Raw genomic sequence first — 16,645 nt, forward strand, 5'->3', positions numbered from 1 at the left:
AATAAAAGCTTGGCCATTACTTTGTCTAAAATTAGAAAAGCAATCGCTAAACTTGGGCAAAGAAAATCCATCTGATTCTTTGACACACCATTTGATATAGAAATAAAAATGTATCATTCAAATCATGCGTCAGCTCACTTAAACATGATTTGAGTTGTATATTAATATAATGAGAAACTGTTATATCTTTAATATCCATCCATTTGGTGCACTTATATCACCAAACTGAATGCCGGTTAATTCATTATAAATTTTTCTGATCGTAGGGCCCACTTCCTCTTTACTATAAAATATATGCTGTTTTTCTAAGTAAGTAATGGAACCAATAGGAGTAATCACAGCCGCAGTTCCACATGCCCCTGCTTCTTGAAAACGATCGAGTTCTGAAACAAACACATCCTCCTCAAGTACCTTTAAATTTAATCTCTCTTGAGCAAGTTGTAAAATACTCAGTTTAGTAATACCAGGAAGTACAGAAGATGATTTTGGTGTAATAATTTCATTATTATAAGAAATACCAAAAAAGTTTGCAGAACCAACTTCCTCAATTTTACTATGTGTAAGAGGATCTAGATAAATACAATCTGCAAATCCATTAGCTTTTGCAATATTTCCTGGCATTAAACTAGCTGCATAATTTCCCCCTACTTTCGCAGCGCCAGTCCCATTAGGTGCTGCTCTATCAAAATCTGAGATGATAAAATCAGAAGGCTTCATGCCATTTTTAAAATAATTTCCGACAGGAATACAAAAAACTGAGAAAATATATTCTGGAGCAGGTCTTACACCAATATTATCGCCAACACCGATAATATAAGGTCTTAAATACAGAGCACCATTGGAACCATAAGGTGGAATAAAATGTTCATTTGCTTTGATAACATCTATACATGCTTGAATAAAAAATTCTTCTGTAACAGAGGGCATCAATAATCGATTACAACTATGTTGCATGCGACGAGCATTCATGTTGGGTCTAAATAAATTAATAGAACCATCTTTACAACGATAAGCTTTTAGCCCCTCGAAACATTGCTGTCCATAATGAAGAGCTGTCGAACCTTCACTAATTTTTAGTGAGTTATCTCGTGTTAATATACCTTCTTGCCATTCACCATCTTTCCATACAGATATAAATCTAAAATCTGTTTTAATATAGTCAAACGCTAAATTTTTCCAGTCGATATTAGGGTAACTCATGTATTTTCTCTACTTTAAATGATTTATACTACTAATGATAATTTTGGTCTAAAAATTGCTTATATATTCAACATATCATATTTTATCTGTCCTACTATGCTTTCAAATTACAGAACCTTCCAAGATATTTACCAACAATCAGATGTATTAAAAGATCTTCATCAAACATATAAACAAATTGAAGCGACCGATTATGCAGGTTCAATCTATTCGCAACGTTACGATAACCAAATTTCAATACATATTGAATCTTGTAATTCCTCTATGCTTCAGTCAGGAGTCATGCCTTTAAATGAAGTTTGTTTAGGATTTATGTTAGAACAACATCAACCTTGTATGATTAATGGTCTTCATATTGAGCCTAAGCAAGTTATTTTATTTTCTCCGAATGCCAATTTTGATACACGCTTTAATGGTTTGACTACGTTTATGTTAGTTTCGTTTCCCTCTAATTTATTTAAAGAAGAATTAGAAAATAACCACTTAAAAACTATCAAGAATATTTCATTAGAATCAATCAGCCCATTATTACTCACATCACTGTATAGTGAATTTAATCATGATTCATTAGATATATTTAGTAATTCAATTTTATTAAACGAAATCATTTTTAAGATCAAGTTTCAACTTAGTCATATTGAAATCATGAGAAAAAATTATCGAAATCAACATGATGTATACTGTAAATTCAAACATTGGTTATTCACTAATATAAACAAAAAAATATGTATAAAATCGGCATCCTATGACATAGGTGTATCTCGAAGAAACTTAGAGTTTTGTTGTAAAGCCATCACTGGACTAAGCCCTCAAAAATATATTTATATCGTTAGATTAAATGCCATCAGAAAAATTTTAAAAAGTGGTTCTAATCAAAAAATTACAGAAATCGCATATGATTGGAGTTTTGATCATTTAGGAAGATTCTCCCATGATTATAAAAACCTTTTTGGAGAACTTCCATCTAAAACTATAAGGCATGTATAATCTTATTCACCATAGTACAAAGATGGTTTATGCCAAACTAAAAGCATACCGCCCATAAAAATAGTACTCACCGCAGACCACATAACTTGTACAGTAGAAAACTGAAATAATGCGCAAAACATAACTAGTCCATCTATCATCAACTGACTGGTACCAACATTGATTCCATATTTTTTATTTAAATAGATCGTCAATATTCCTGTTCCACCTATACCAAAACTATGCCTAGTAAGTGCCAATGCCCCCATGCCAATTAAGGTTCCCCCCATAAAAGCACCAAAGAAATAAGAATGAATATCTATGGTAAAAATATGAGGAGCAAAGCTTAATGTCAATGAGATACAAATGCTTGTCACAATCGACTTCATCATAAATTGAAAGCCTATTGCAAAGTACGACATAATAAAAAATGGTAAGTTAACCAGTGAAAAGATCAGCCCTACGCCCAAATTAGAATGATAAGATAAAAGTAAAGCAATACCAGCAACCCCACCAGTGATAATGTTAGATACTTTTAATATTGAAATACCTATGACAATAAACAAAATGCCGATAATAAAAGCATAGATATCTTCAAAAACAGAATGCTTTACTTTTTTCATATCAATTTTTTCTACTAAAATAATGAAATAGAGAAGAGTAAACTTAAATTTTACTGATAAATTTAAGTAACTGATGATTAAACGCTTCATGTTCTTCTAAAAAAGGGCAATGACCACTATTTTCAAAAATTACCAATTCAGACTGATTGATATGCTCTAAAAAATATTCTCCAGCTTCTACTGGTACTAACTTAGAATCACGCCCAAAACACAGTAGCGTTGGAAATGTAAAATTGGCTATTTTATTTCTATAATCTCTAGTTGTTTGATCAAACAATATGGTTCCTGCTGTTGCTGGATTTACCTTTAATAGCTCTAATTTCATCCAAGATTGGCTATTTTCGTCTAATGAATCTTTAAACATGAGTGGTAAGAAATCATCAATCAGATGTTCATGATCAGTTTGAATCATTTCCATAAGATGAATAAGCGTTGGAAAGTCAGCAAAACCATATGGCCAATCATCCCATTTAAAATTAGAAGCTGACTCATCAATAATCGCTGTAGCTTTTATATTATGAGATCCAAATTGTTCAATATAATCCCATATTACAAAAGCACCCATGGACCAACCTACAAACACAATCTCTTCTAATTTGAGTTGATCAATAATCGCTTTAACGTCAGCTGCATATTGACTTACAGTATGGCCGTGGTTTGTATTTTCAGATAATCCATGGCCCCTAAAATCAATTGCAATTACTCTATGATATTTTGATAATTCATCAATTTGTTTTTGAAAAAACATGGAGCTCATCCAAACACCATGTAAAAAAATGATAGGAGCTCCTATACCTTTATCTATATAATTGAATTTTATGTTATTGACTAACATTGTTGGCATATTTAACGTCCCTAATTAAGCTTTTCATGTATTAACGTTAAATTTAATTTTTATATAAAAATATCCATTTTGCGTAAATTTTCTATTTCATTAAAAAATACATCATAGTCAAACCATTGAAAAAATATACAAGTAAAAATTACAGAATATGTATAGATAAGCCTTTAATTGAATTAATCATATGAATCATTAAAAGATTTTACTGTAAGTTGAAAGACAATTAATCTGTAAATCAACACTCAAAAATCGAAATACTCCAATAAAGCCCATTCAGGACTCTTATGCACAACATAATCGATTTGATTGTTTATGATAAGAAGATATTATTCTTAATACCTTTTTAAAAGCTTGTTAAAAACAAGCAGTTTTATAATTTTTTTATTTAACTCCGTTAATAAATGTTACATCATTAAAGTAATATTTTTTTTTGTCATATAATCGCGCAAACCCAATTAAAATAGTAAAATAATAGGAAAAATCATGAGTATAGTTGTAGAAACATCTCCAAAGAAAAGAATTTCTTGGGCAAGTATCTTTGCTGGAACATTAATTGTTTTAGCAATGTCTTTTTTACTTTCTATTTTAGGAATCGCACTTGGCTTTTCAATGCTAGATCCTTTATCAAATACAGATATAGGTAATGGATCAGGTACTACGCTTGGTATTTGGACAGGTATTTCATTACTGCTAAGTTTAGCTGTAGGAAGTTTCTTTTCTGGAAAAATTGCAGGTATTCATGGCAGTATTCATGGGTTTTTAGTATGGTGCTTGGCTCTAATTTTTGGACTTTTTATTAGCATCTCTACATTAACAAGTACGTTGAATATAACAGGAAATATAGTTGGATCTGTTACGTCAGCAACAGGAAATATCGCATCAGCATTAGGACAAAATACAGTACAAGTATTTCAAAACATTAATCTTGATGACGTTTTACCAGATTCTTCTAAGTTACTTGATAATAGTAATAGAAATGTAGTTTCTGCCCTTGAAAAAAGCGGAATACCTGAATTACAACCGACCTATTTAAATCGTCAACTAGATTGGGCGAAGGATAAAATACAATCTTCTATTAAAGACATAGCGATTCATCCACAAAAAAGTGATGAAATTGTTAACGATTTAACAAACGCTTTAAAAACTCGTCTTCAATCAATTAATAACTCTATTAGTAAAGATGAAATAAAAACAGCTCTGACTAAAAATAGCAACATGACCAGTAAAGAAGCAGATCAAGCAGTTGAAAACTTCCTACAGGAAAGAGATGTTGCGATCCAAAAACTTAATCAAGCATTTGAAAAAGCACAAATGGGTGTGAATGATGCTAAAGTTAAATATCAAACACTCAAACAAGAAGCTAGAGAAAAAGCTGCTATGGCAACTCAAGCAGCTGCTAAAGCAGCATTATGGGCATTTATTGGCTTATTCCTTGGTGCATTAGTTAGCATTATTGGTGGCAGATTTGGTGCTAAAAAAAGTGACTAAATGAGCGTTTTTTGAGTTGTTAAAAAAGAGCCTTTTTAATTAATAGGCTCTTTTTTTTACATAAAAAATATTAAAAGAAGCGATAATTAATAAAATAATTTACCACTCCATATTCTTATTAGGATTCACATCATACTGCTATTTTTTCATAAAGATCTGAAAGAATTAACTAATATAATTTTATTGCGTATTGATCCTTTTATTGAATTTGATTTAGCACTTTGGTAAATCAGCTTCAATAAACATCCCCATTGTTTATTTTGATGAAAGTGGGTTTAAATCACATGATATCGGCCTCATGGTTATTTTTAAAAGCATGTTATGGCTCTTTAATTTATTCAATTAAAGAGCCATAACATGCAATTGACTCACTGTATCAAAGTGAATTGCTTAGCATTGGGTTATTCGATTGCAAAATTAACTCAGGTATATTTCATTTTTGAGTAAAGCATTTCCTTATTATTAAATTGCTCTAGTACAGTATGATCATAATGGATAATGCAATATTCCATAAACGAGAAGATATACAGAAATTGTTGGAAAAGTATCATGATCAAATTTGATGGTTAACTCCGTATAATCTTGATTTAAATCCTATTGAAAAAACATTAGCATAGAGTAAGAAAAAGTGGGTTGACTAGCTATTTCAGGTATTTTTTCATGTTTGTATGCATGATTAGACTGGTTGACCACAGAACATCTTTCCTCAAGATTCTTAATGTTTTTCATTTTTATATTATGGTTACTTGTTTGGTTAATCAAATTTAATATAGATAAAATATTACTATATATTACAGTATCTTATAAATTTATATGATGCGTAAGTTACGCATCATATAAATTTTGATATAATCTCAAAAATACAGTATTTGTTTCACTATTCTATGAAAATTTATGAGTCTTACAGAAAATAAAGTACGCCAAGCTTCAGTGAAAAATAAAACCTATTTTTTATCTGATGATGAAGGATTAAGTCTAAAAATCGACCCTAATGGTAAAAAGTCTTGGTGTTATCGATATACTGACTTAATTTCAAAAAAGAGGCATAGAATTCAGCTCGGAAAATATCCAGATATTTCTCTAAAAAATGTACGCGTGTTAAGAGATACCTTTAAAGCAAACAATTTTTCTTTTGATCAAAATATTATAAATTTCAAAACATTTGGTGAGGTTTGTGAGGAGTGGCTACACTTCAAACGCCAGAATGCATTTAATGATTTGCCACGCTGTGGAGTCATTCAATTGACAGAACAATTTTTATTAAAAGAAATTTATCCAGATTTAAAAGAAATTTCTTTTCAAATGATTAAACGTTATGATCTTGTTTTAACGATAAAAAAAATTGAAGCCCGTAAAGTCAAAGAGCCTGTAAAAAAAGCCTGTAGTTATTTAAATCAAATTTATGATTATGCTGTTTCTATGGGCTATTGTGATTACAATTTAGCCCATGGGTTAAATAAAGTGACGACAAATAGTAAAATTAAAAAAAATTATCCTTATTTAAAATCAGAACATCTACCTGATTTTATGCATAGATTGCAAGAGCTTAAGACTCATCCCATCATAAAAAAAGCGTTACTGTTTAAACTGTATACTGGTGTTAGAGGAGCTGAGTTATTACTGTCTGAGCCAGATCATTTTGATTTTATTAATAATATTTGGAGAATACCTGCATTACATATTAAGCAATTTAGACGTAAAGTCATCTTAGGTTACGACCTACCAGATTTTTTAGTTCCTCTTTCTACTCAAGCTATAAAACTTTTAAAGGAAATCATGCAGTGGTCAATTGGAGAGAAATATGTTTTTTCTAGTCCTAGACACGCTCATCAACCAATTCATTTTAATACGCTAAATACAGCTATACGCAAAATGGGATATAAAAAAAATGAATTGTCATCCCATGGACTACGTTCAACATTTAGTACAATATTAAATGAATCTGGTTTATTTCAAGACCGTTGGATCGAAACACAATTATCTCATGCTGATAAAAATAAAACGAGGGCAAGTTATAACCATGCAGAATACCTTCCCCAAAGGGCTGAAATGATGCAATGGTGGGCAAACTATGTTGACAATGCCATACTAAAATAAACTCTCTTTGCATTACATAGTGTAGCAAGTTGCTACACTATATCTTTATTTTAAGAGATCTAATAAAATATGTTCAAGCTGCTCTAATTTTACCTCATCTATTTTTTCAACGTTGAGATTAACCTTTAAATTTTTCTGACTAACGGTAATTTCTCCAAATACACGGCCATCGTGTACTATTTTACGAATAGACGGTTTTATATCATTTAAGGGGTTGTTATCAACAATTAAACGCTTGGCATATGAAATCAGCTTCATTTGTTCAATTTTTTTATCTTTTAATTTTTTCCAAGCATGATCTAAAGCAATGATCGATTGTTCAGATTGGTTATAATCTGCAAGATATTTTTTTATTGCAGTTGCTACTGTTCTACCAATGAGAGAGGGTTGAGCATCGAGATCTTTGTGAAAACGATGAGGGATTTTTTCAAAAGATAAATATTTATACATATCTTCTCTATTCATACCTAAAGATTTTGATAATTTTGTTTTATTCTTTTTGATCGTTTCATCAAGAGCTCTTAAGCCAACAAAAATTTCATAATCTGTTAAATCTTCCCTTTTTAAATTTTCAGCCAACGTCAACAATGCAGCATCATGATCTGAAACATCAAGGACCAAAACTTCAATGGTTGATTTTCCTATGAGTTGATGTGCTTTTAATCTACGCTCACCTGCAATCAGTTCATAACCATGTGCGGTATAACGCACTGAAATTGGTTGAAGTAATCCAATTTCTGCGATTGAGTCTGCTAAACCTTGCAGTTCATCGTCATGAAATATTTTACGTGGTTGATTTGGACTAGTTTTGATGTCTGATATTTTAATATTACGACGTATTTCTTTAGAGTGTGTAAATTGTTCTTTTTGTGTATGTTGATGTTTTTGCGTATTTTGCTGTAGTCGTCTGGCTAATTCTGCTTTTGTACTCATGTATATGGCCTTAGATTTTATGGATGATTTCTTTTGCTAAACTTTGAAATGCAAGACGTACTTTGGATTTACTATCAAAATCTAATAGGGATTGTTGAAAAATAGCAGCTTGATTTACTTTTGTACTGAGTGGAATTGTCGTGGTAAATAATTGTCCAATACTATGCTCTGCTTCACTTTGAATGAGTTTACAAACATTTTGACGTTGATCATGTTTAATTAGTAACGTGCCTAGTAATTTCAAATGAGCATTAATACGATGCATTTTATTAATGTGATGAATTAAATCTGTTACACCATACAAACCATATTGTGACCCTGATTCAATTGGAATAATAACATCTGTTGCAATAGATAATGCATTGCTGGTCAATACTTTCAAACTCGGTGGACAATCAATTAAAATAAAATCATATAATCCATCAAGGGGTTCTAATTTGTATTTGAGTTCTTCATTGGGTCTTGGAGAGTTTTCTTTTAATTGATCTTCTGTTTTGCCTAAATTTAATGAACCATAGATTAATGATACATTTGTAAAGTTGGTATCTTCATCTAAAGCATCTATGAGCAAATTACTCTCACTCGCCAACAATTCTGCTGATGTTACAGCAACCTCTCCGGGATGTTTTTTTCCGATATGAAGACTTGCATTTGCTTGTGGATCTAAGTCAATTACTAATACTTTTTTACCTAATGCAACAAATTCTGCTGCTAAATGCACAACGGTTGTCGTTTTTCCACAACCACCTTTATGGTTAGCAACAGCAATGATTTTTGTTTGTATATTATCCATAACATTAGACCATCAATATAAATATAATAAAAGTGTAGCAACTTGCTACACTTTTCTATGTGCTCGAACAGTATTTCAGTGTAACAATTATTTATCTAAAGAATAAGTGATTCACGAAAGAATCGCCCGAAATTTTTTGTGATTCAATGGGTAAGCTATAATCAATCCTGTTAAAGCATACATCTGATTGTTATCACTCGCCTATATAACCGTAAATATTATAAAAAAATTTAAGCATCTATTCATTGAATATTCCCTCAAAGCCGTCAGTTTTATTACATTTTTTCAGTAACTCTGTAATAAAATTCTTATTAATTTTTATATGATACAAAATTTTAACCATTAATATTAAAACATCATACTTCTATATAAGAATCAAATTAGTGAAACTAAAATATTATTCAGTTAAAAGCTTTCGTCAAATGCTAAGAGTGCTATATGATTTGAATTGTAAATAGAAAAGAGTGTTTAAATACCAAAAAATATAAACAAATTAAAAAATTAAAAAATTAAAACAGACTTTATGATGAGGTTTAGATAAATTTGTAGTTCTTATCAATTCAAGTACACATCTGATCAGTAGTTATCTGAGCTCATTAATTAATATTTCAAGGAATAGCGACTATGTTAAAAGAGTATACCCCCCCTTTGGTTTGGGATGAAAAAACTCAAGGCATGAATAGCCCAACGTCTGGTTGTCGATATGACAAAGAGCTGTCACAAGGTGAACATCCTTTTCAGTTATACTCATTGGCAACGCCAAATGGTCAAAAAGTTACGATCATGTTTGAAGAGCTATTAGAACTCGGAATAAAAGATGCTGAATATGATGCATTTTTAATAAATATTGGTAAAGGTGAGCAATTTAGCTCAGGATTTGTCAAAATTAATCCGAATTCTAAAATTCCAGCATTAGTGGATCGTTCAAATCCATCAGAAATTATCAATATTTTTGAGTCAGGAAATATTTTACTTTATCTAGCAGAAAAATTTAAAAAATTCATTCCTATTGATCTAGCTAAGCGTACCATAATGATGAATTGGTTGTTTTGGTTACAAGGCTCAGCACCATATATTGGAGGTGGTTTTGGCCACTTTTATGTTTATGCCCCACAAAAGATAGAATATGCCATCGATAGATTTACATTGGAAACCAAAAGACAATTAGATTTGCTCGATAAACACCTAAGTGAAAATGAATTCATAGCTGGCGATAGTTATACCATAGCAGATATTGCTATTTGGCCTTGGTTTGGTAATTTAGTATTAGGAAACATATATAATGCAGTCAATTTTTTAAACACCGATCATTACAAAAATTTAAAACGATGGGCTCTCATGTTACAAGACCGACCTGCTATCAAGCGTGGAACAATTGTGAATAGATTAATTGGCAATGAATGGGAGGTTTTGCCTGAACGACATAGTGGTGAAGATATTGATACTGTACTATTAAAAAAACCATGATTCAGTCAATTCTTTAATCTTTTATAAATAAAGCTATAATCAGATTTATTATAAATATTAAACTTGATGTGAGAGATTGTATGAGTACAATCTCTTAATTTTTAAGATGATTTATCGATTGTTTGTATCATCATATCGTAAAAATAAGCTGTATCCGTTTACAAAGATAAGTTTAAGTGGCAGAAAATAAATGCTATATAAAGATTTCGTATGACTAAAAAATCATTAATATTGGATTTTAAATAAAAATTAGCTATAAAAAACCAAATTATTTATCATGAATCAATAATGTATTCGTGGCTCAAAATCGTTTGAAGTCCATTTATAGTATTTTGGATCTTAGTTTCTGTTAATGATGCAAATCCAAAGCGAATATGAAAAAAACTTTGTGGTTGGGATTGACCATAATAATAATCATCAACATAAAAGCCTAAATTATAAATTTCATTCTGCATATTTTGCGTTAATTTAAAATTAAATTTGACCCAAACGGCCATACCTCCTAAAGGAGGGATAATAGTTATTCGTTGTTTAAAGATTTTTTCAAATGTAGTAAGCGTAAAATCACGACGACAATGATAAATTTTTCTCATTTTTCGAATATGTCGTTTCATTTCACCTGTGTGCAATAATTCAGCAATTGCAAGCTCATTCATTCTATTTCCTTGTCTATCAATTAATAAAATATCTTGAGTGATTTTATTAATAATCTTTTGATTTCCAAAGACATAACCAAGCCGAATACTAGGTGCAAAAACTTTAGATAAAGAACCAATATGAATAACATATTCAGAATGGGGAAAGCTTGCTAGAGGTGGTAAAGGACGACTTTCATAATGAAATTCGTGGTCATAATCATCTTCAATAATATAAAAGTTAAACCTCTTTGACAATTCAAGTAACTTCAGTCTACGTTCCATTGACATCGTTACAGTCGTAGGATATTGGTGATGTGGTGTTGTGTACACTGCTGTTATGGCATGTTTTGATAAAATTTTTTCAAGATGTTCTGTGTCTAAGCCATTTTGATCTACCTTGATTTTGATAATCTTATAGTTGTTTGATTTAAAGGCCTCTAACGCAGGTGGATAAGTAAACTCTTCGATTGCCAAAACTAATTGGCGATGTGGTGTTAATTGTGCTAACACTCTAGAGCTCACAAAAATACCCATTTGGCTTCCACGTACTGTACAAATTTGAGCAGCTGAAGTATTTATAAAACGCTCCATAGACAACATTGTAGCGATTTCTTCTCTTAAATATACATCACCTTGAGGATCACTGTACCCTATTGAATTTTCTCACGTTATTTTAATGAGAGCATGGCGGTATGCTCGAGAAAATAATTCATAAGGCACTAAACTAAGATCTGGAAAACCATCATCAAATGAATCTATAGATAATGTTTCTTGAGAACTATTTAACACCAATGAATTGACGTTCACACTCGACTTTGTACCACTTTTACTTCGTTGTATATCTGGAAAATAATCTGATACGAAAGTGCCTTTTCGTAATTGAGTATTTAACCAACCTTGAGCTTCTAAATCTTCATATACTAGTTGAACAGTTTTACGGTTAATTTGAAGTTCCGTTGCTAAATAACGAGTACTTGGCAGTTTTTCTCCTTTTTTTAAACGTCCATTTAATATTTCAGAAATAATTTGATTGCTTAGTTTTAGAAAAATCGTTTTTTCTTGTCGTTCATCAATTCTCAGTCTGTAATTCCAAATTCTAGTCATATGTCTGGACCATCTAATATATAAAAACTGGATATTTAAATTCATCCAATATCAATTATTCTGAACTTTCTTGACAGCAAGTGCAAGTAAGGACATTGAATGAAAACAGCACATCAAAGTAAACAGCAGTTGATGCAAGATGCTCTACGTGACATGGATAAATTGATCCAAGTCAATCAGCTAACTGATCGACAAAAACTAGCATTGACTTGTCGAATTTTATTTGATCATGGACATGATTCGGGTTTGGCTGGACAAATCACTTGTCGTAGCCATCAGCCTAATATGTTTATTACTCAGCGTTTTGGTTTAGGGTTTGATGAAATCACAGCTGATAATTTATTGGAGGTAGATGAAGATCTTCAACCAATCAACCAACAAGCTATGGCAAACCCAGCCAATCGTTTTCATACCTGGATTTATAAAGAGCATCCTGAAGTCAACTGTATTATCCATACACATCCAACGCATATTGCTGCACTTTCTATGTTACGAGTACCGCTGATGATATCTCACATGGATACTTGTGCTTTATATGAAGATTGTTCATTTGTTGAAAAATGGCCTGGTGTACCTGTAGGTAATGAAGAAGGGGGTTTTATTTCAGCAGCTTTAGAGAATAAACGCGCAGTTTTACTCTCTCATCATGGGCAACTCGTTACAGGTAAAACCATTGAAGAAGCATGTAATTTAGCACTGTTAATTGAACGAGCAGCTAAACTTCAATTGATTGCTATGGCAGCAGGACAAATTCAGCAAATTCCACATGTATTGGCCAAAGAGGCACATGATTGGGTTTCTACAGATAAACGTAATAACGTGAATTTTAGTTACTATGCTCGTAAAGCGTTAAAAACACACTCAGATTGCATTAAATAAGAGGAAAATATGAATATTGAAGGGATTATTGCCTATCCAATTACACCATTTAACCAAGATGGTACTGCTGTAGACTATGATGCATTGACTCAAACTTTAGAAGCATTGATTCAACATCAATCTGCAGCAATTGCACCGTTAGGTAGCACTGGAGAAAGTGCTTATTTATCTTGGGATGAATGGGTTGGTGTTGCTAAAAAAAGTATTGATATTATTAGGAAACGTGTTCCTGTCATTATTGGCATTTCAGAATTAACAACAGCTATGGCCATTAAAAAAGCGCAAATGGCTCAAGCACTTGGTGCAGATGCAATAATGGTCATACCGATCTCTTATTGGAAGTTATCTGATCAGGAAATTTATGAGTATTATCAAGAGATTGCCACAGCAACATCTCTACCAATTATGGTTTACAATAACCCTGCAACAAGTGGTATAGATATGTCACCAGAACTTTTGGTTAAATTATTTCAAGAGATTGAAAATATTAAAATGGTAAAAGAAAGTAGTGGTGATATTCAACGTATGCATAGAATTCATGAACTTTCTCAAAAGACGTTACCTTTTTATAATGGTTGTAATCCTTTAGCATTAGAAGCTTTTTGCGCTGGTGCTAGTGGTTGGTGTACTGCGGCACCAAATATTTTATCAAAAAGACCTTACCACGTTTATCAATATATGAAAGATGGGAATGTTCAAGCCGCACGTGATGAGTTTTATTCACAACTACCATTATTACGTTTTATTGTTCAAAATGGATTACCAAAAATGATTAAAGCCGGTTTAAATCACTTAGGCTTTTCCGTTGGTACTCCACGACGCCCAATCAAACCAATCAATGAAGTTGAATTCGCTGAGTTAAAAGCATTGATGAAACATCCCAATTAAGAATATTTATATTTTAAGTAAAATCTACATTTACACTTTTATTTATTTTATGAGACATCAAATGCTTTTTTGATTTGATTGACTATTTTGCGAGTAAATATGCATTTACATTTTATTATTCACGAAGATTTTGAAGCACCAGGCGCTTATGAGATATGGGCGATTCAAAATCAATTTAAAGTCACGTATTCTCGAATGTATTTAGGTGATCAATTACCAAAATCGATCCACGACATTGATTTTTTAATTGTCATGGGTGGCCCACAAGATCCAAATACGACCACAGCAGAGTGTCCATATTTTGATGCTTTGGCTGAACAATATTTCATTAAGAAAGCAATTGATGCACATAAGGTTGTTTTAGGCATATGTTTAGGTTCTCAATTAATTGGTGAAGCTTTAGGTGCAAAATTTGAACATAGCCCTGAACGAGAAATAGGAAAATTTCCAATTTTTTTTACAGAATATGGTTCAAATCACCCTAAATTTGCACATTTTGGAAAAGTTTATGAAGTTGGTCATTGGCATAATGATATGCCTGGATTAACTAAACAAGCTAAAATTGTGGCATATAGCGAAGGTTGTCCACGACAAATTATCGAATATTCTCATTTGGTCTATGGCTTTCAATGTCATATGGAATTAAATTTAAATGTCGTTGAGTTACTTATTGAAAACTCTAAAACTGAGTTAAATCAAGCAAATTTATATAGGTTTGTCGATAGTCCTGAAAAATTACGTACCCATGACTATCAAGATATGAATCAAAAATTATTCTGTTTTCTCGATTTGCTCAAGTTAGACTATTTAGCAAATAAATCGTAATAGAATTACTTAACCACCTATTCTTTTAAGATGATTTTTATGCAGCAAAAGAGCCTGTTAAACAGGCTCTTTTTCAACCATTCGAAAAATTCACTGAGTTATTTTTTAGTAACATCCCGGCTACTAATCACGCTAAGAAATAAACCACTCCCAAATCAAGTAAAATTTTAGAGAATAATTTTTAGTTAATCTTAATCAATTTCAAAAAAATCATCTTATTGTTTATTTGAACAAAAATAAGTTTAAATCACATGATGATCACCAAACTCAATCTCGTAGTAACTCTATCAAAGCAATGCCATATTATAAAATGATACTTATGTAATATTCACTAAACTTTTAATTTTTTATACATAGATGCAAATATAACTATTGCTAATTCTATAAGAGCAAGTGTCAATAAACAGTATACGAGCGTTAATTTTCCGAAATGAACAAGCAGGAAACCACCAAGTACAGGAAATCCAAAAATCCCGATAAAGTAAATCATAACAAACCATGTCAAAGCAGCTTGTCTATATTCTGGAAGAGAACTATTTACAACCCAAGTTTGTATAAGTGGATATACTAAACCATATCCAACACCAACAAGAGCAGCTGCAATAATTTGATATTGGGCATAAAAATTCACCCCAAACATTGCAAATACACCTAGCGACATAATAAATAGTAAAGCCATCATTAGCTTAAATTCTTGAAAACGCTTTAAAAAAGGTGCCAAAACGACTCGCGATAAGACTGTTGCAATAGTATATACAATAAAAAACATGGATGGATTTGCAGCAGTTCCTTCAACCAAAGATGTCTGAAAAATCATTAATCCTGAGAACACACTAGCACCCAATCCCACCATAATAATGGGGAATATTGCAGAAGATTTAGCGATGACAGGAAAATATCTAATCCATGTACGAATATTTTTATTTTTAGAAATAATTGGTTCTTTTTGGGCAAAAGAATATAAAAATATTGATGCGACTAAACTTATAACGAAAACAACAGCAAACGTATTTTCAATTGATATACCATAAGATTTAACTGCTGCATTGATGATAACTGGGCCAAGTCCTATGCCAGCCATCTGCACCGCTCCAAAGCGAGTAAACCAAAAGCTTCTATTTTCATCTGAAACTCTTTCAGATAAAGACATAGGTGCTCCTACGTAAAACATTCCCCAACCAAGACCAATAAAAAAACCTGCAAATTTACTAAATAAAAAAACATGATCATTTTTTATACTTAAAATTAAAAAGCCTAAGGCAATTGCAATACAGGCAAAAGAGATTAATTTTGCTGCGTCTATACGGCCTGAAAACCAACCTACAATAGGCACACCAGCAAAAGTTCCTATCATGGCACTGGCTAAAACTAATCCGGCTTGAATTTCATCGCCACCATGGATTTTAATATAATCTGTAAATAAAAAAGTTGCACCATAACCGATCGCAGCAAATAGTGTCCCTAAAAATAGATATGTAGCAGAAGTAAAAGTAATATTTTTCATTTTAAGCGCATTTATTAGAAAATAATTTATTTATAAGTCATATACAGTATTACATTTCAATTAAAAAAAAAATAATTTAATCAATCTAATTTTTGAACTAATCATTCTTAATTTCAAAATCTGCCATCGAATTTGATGGTCATTGTAGGTGTTAAGTGTATATATTCACTTTAGTACGCTTATACTTTATAAAGCTAAAGTAACCCGAATCCTGTTTAAGCCGAAGCACCAATTATTCGAATGTTCGGCTTATTCTTATGACAAACCTGATAAGCACATAAAGAGGCATAAATTCCAGATAAATAGCCTTGAATACTTCTCGCTTTACTTGTCACTAAGTTGTATTGGCCTTTCAATAAACTAAACAATGTTTCAATCTTATTTCGTTGCTTCAAGTAG

The 16,645-nt window shown here is 31.5% G+C and carries 13 protein-coding genes and 2 pseudogenes; 7 read left to right on the top strand and 8 right to left on the bottom strand.

The window, feature by feature from the left end:
* Nucleotides 1-180 precede the first annotated feature (180 nt).
* Nucleotides 181-1,200: a branched-chain amino acid aminotransferase gene (locus I2F17_RS11130; RefSeq protein ID WP_211139991.1), complete on the bottom strand. Its 1,020-nt coding sequence runs from the start codon at nucleotides 1,198-1,200 to the stop codon at nucleotides 181-183.
* Nucleotides 1,201-1,296: 96 nt separating this feature from the next.
* Here I2F17_RS11130 and I2F17_RS11135 point away from each other — a divergent pair, with 96 nt between their 5' ends.
* Entirely contained in the window at nucleotides 1,297-2,187 is an 891-nt protein-coding gene (locus tag I2F17_RS11135) for a helix-turn-helix domain-containing protein (protein ID WP_211139992.1), read from the top strand.
* Between the two features lie 2 nt (nucleotides 2,188-2,189).
* On the opposite strand, the gene I2F17_RS11140 is transcribed toward I2F17_RS11135, so the two are convergent.
* Both I2F17_RS11140 and I2F17_RS11145 read right to left on the bottom strand, forming a co-directional pair.
* Nucleotides 2,190-2,879, bottom strand: coding sequence for a YitT family protein (locus tag I2F17_RS11140; protein WP_211139993.1), 690 nt, complete (start codon nucleotides 2,877-2,879; stop codon nucleotides 2,190-2,192).
* Nucleotides 2,833-3,633: an alpha/beta fold hydrolase gene (locus I2F17_RS11145; protein WP_211139994.1), complete on the bottom strand. Its 801-nt coding sequence runs from the start codon at nucleotides 3,631-3,633 to the stop codon at nucleotides 2,833-2,835. Before I2F17_RS11145 ends, I2F17_RS11140 begins: the two co-directional genes overlap by 47 nt.
* Before the next feature lie 480 nt (nucleotides 3,634-4,113).
* On the opposite strand from I2F17_RS11145, the gene I2F17_RS11150 reads away from it, so the two are divergent.
* Together I2F17_RS11150 and I2F17_RS11155 are read left to right on the top strand one after the other, a co-directional pair.
* A complete protein-coding gene (locus tag I2F17_RS11150; protein WP_211139995.1) occupies nucleotides 4,114-5,118 on the top strand; it encodes a hypothetical protein in 1,005 nt (334 codons plus the stop codon).
* Nucleotides 5,119-6,012: 894 nt separating this feature from the next.
* Nucleotides 6,013-7,215, top strand: coding sequence for a tyrosine-type recombinase/integrase (locus I2F17_RS11155; protein ID WP_211139996.1), 1,203 nt, complete (start codon nucleotides 6,013-6,015; stop codon nucleotides 7,213-7,215).
* A gap of 45 nt (nucleotides 7,216-7,260) precedes the next feature.
* On the opposite strand, the gene I2F17_RS11160 is transcribed toward I2F17_RS11155, so the two are convergent.
* Nucleotides 7,261-8,148, bottom strand: a complete 888-nt coding sequence (locus tag I2F17_RS11160; protein WP_211139997.1) for a ParB/RepB/Spo0J family partition protein — start codon at nucleotides 8,146-8,148, stop codon at nucleotides 7,261-7,263.
* Between the two features lie 10 nt (nucleotides 8,149-8,158).
* Nucleotides 8,159-8,932 (bottom strand): ParA family protein, encoded by a 774-nt coding sequence (locus I2F17_RS11165; protein WP_196424011.1) that lies wholly within the window; start codon nucleotides 8,930-8,932, stop codon nucleotides 8,159-8,161.
* Nucleotides 8,933-9,565: 633 nt separating this feature from the next.
* Here I2F17_RS11165 and yghU point away from each other — a divergent pair.
* Nucleotides 9,566-10,408 carry a glutathione-dependent disulfide-bond oxidoreductase gene (yghU, locus tag I2F17_RS11170; RefSeq protein WP_211139998.1) on the top strand — a complete coding sequence of 281 codons (843 nt, stop codon included), beginning with the start codon at nucleotides 9,566-9,568 and terminating at the stop codon, nucleotides 10,406-10,408.
* A gap of 275 nt (nucleotides 10,409-10,683) precedes the next feature.
* Here the strand turns inward: yghU and pdxR are convergent.
* Nucleotides 10,684-12,199, bottom strand: a pseudogene (gene pdxR, locus I2F17_RS11175) (MocR-like pyridoxine biosynthesis transcription factor PdxR).
* Nucleotides 12,200-12,249: 50 nt separating this feature from the next.
* Between pdxR and I2F17_RS11180 the strand changes: the two are divergent.
* The 3 genes from I2F17_RS11180 (at nucleotide 12,250) to I2F17_RS11190 (ending at nucleotide 14,742) form a co-directional block, all read left to right on the top strand.
* On the top strand, nucleotides 12,250-13,029 hold the full coding sequence (locus I2F17_RS11180) for an aldolase (protein ID WP_211139999.1): 780 nt from the start codon (nucleotides 12,250-12,252) through the stop codon (nucleotides 13,027-13,029).
* A gap of 9 nt (nucleotides 13,030-13,038) precedes the next feature.
* Complete coding sequence (locus I2F17_RS11185) at nucleotides 13,039-13,917, top strand: dihydrodipicolinate synthase family protein (RefSeq protein ID WP_211140000.1); 879 nt, start codon at nucleotides 13,039-13,041, stop codon at nucleotides 13,915-13,917.
* A 99-nt stretch (nucleotides 13,918-14,016) separates the two neighbouring features.
* Nucleotides 14,017-14,742: a type 1 glutamine amidotransferase gene (locus I2F17_RS11190; protein WP_211140001.1), complete on the top strand. Its 726-nt coding sequence runs from the start codon at nucleotides 14,017-14,019 to the stop codon at nucleotides 14,740-14,742.
* Nucleotides 14,743-15,073: 331 nt separating this feature from the next.
* Here I2F17_RS11190 and I2F17_RS11195 read toward each other — a convergent pair whose 3' ends face one another.
* Both I2F17_RS11195 and I2F17_RS11200 read right to left on the bottom strand, forming a co-directional pair.
* Entirely contained in the window at nucleotides 15,074-16,246 is a 1,173-nt protein-coding gene (locus I2F17_RS11195; RefSeq protein WP_211140002.1) for an MFS transporter, read from the bottom strand.
* 215 nt (nucleotides 16,247-16,461) lie between these two features.
* Nucleotides 16,462-16,645: pseudogene (locus tag I2F17_RS11200) on the bottom strand (IS982 family transposase); the annotation flags it as partial.

This window comes from Acinetobacter baretiae, assembly GCF_015627105.1.
In the GTDB taxonomy this organism is placed as follows: Bacteria; Pseudomonadota; Gammaproteobacteria; order Pseudomonadales; family Moraxellaceae; genus Acinetobacter; species Acinetobacter baretiae.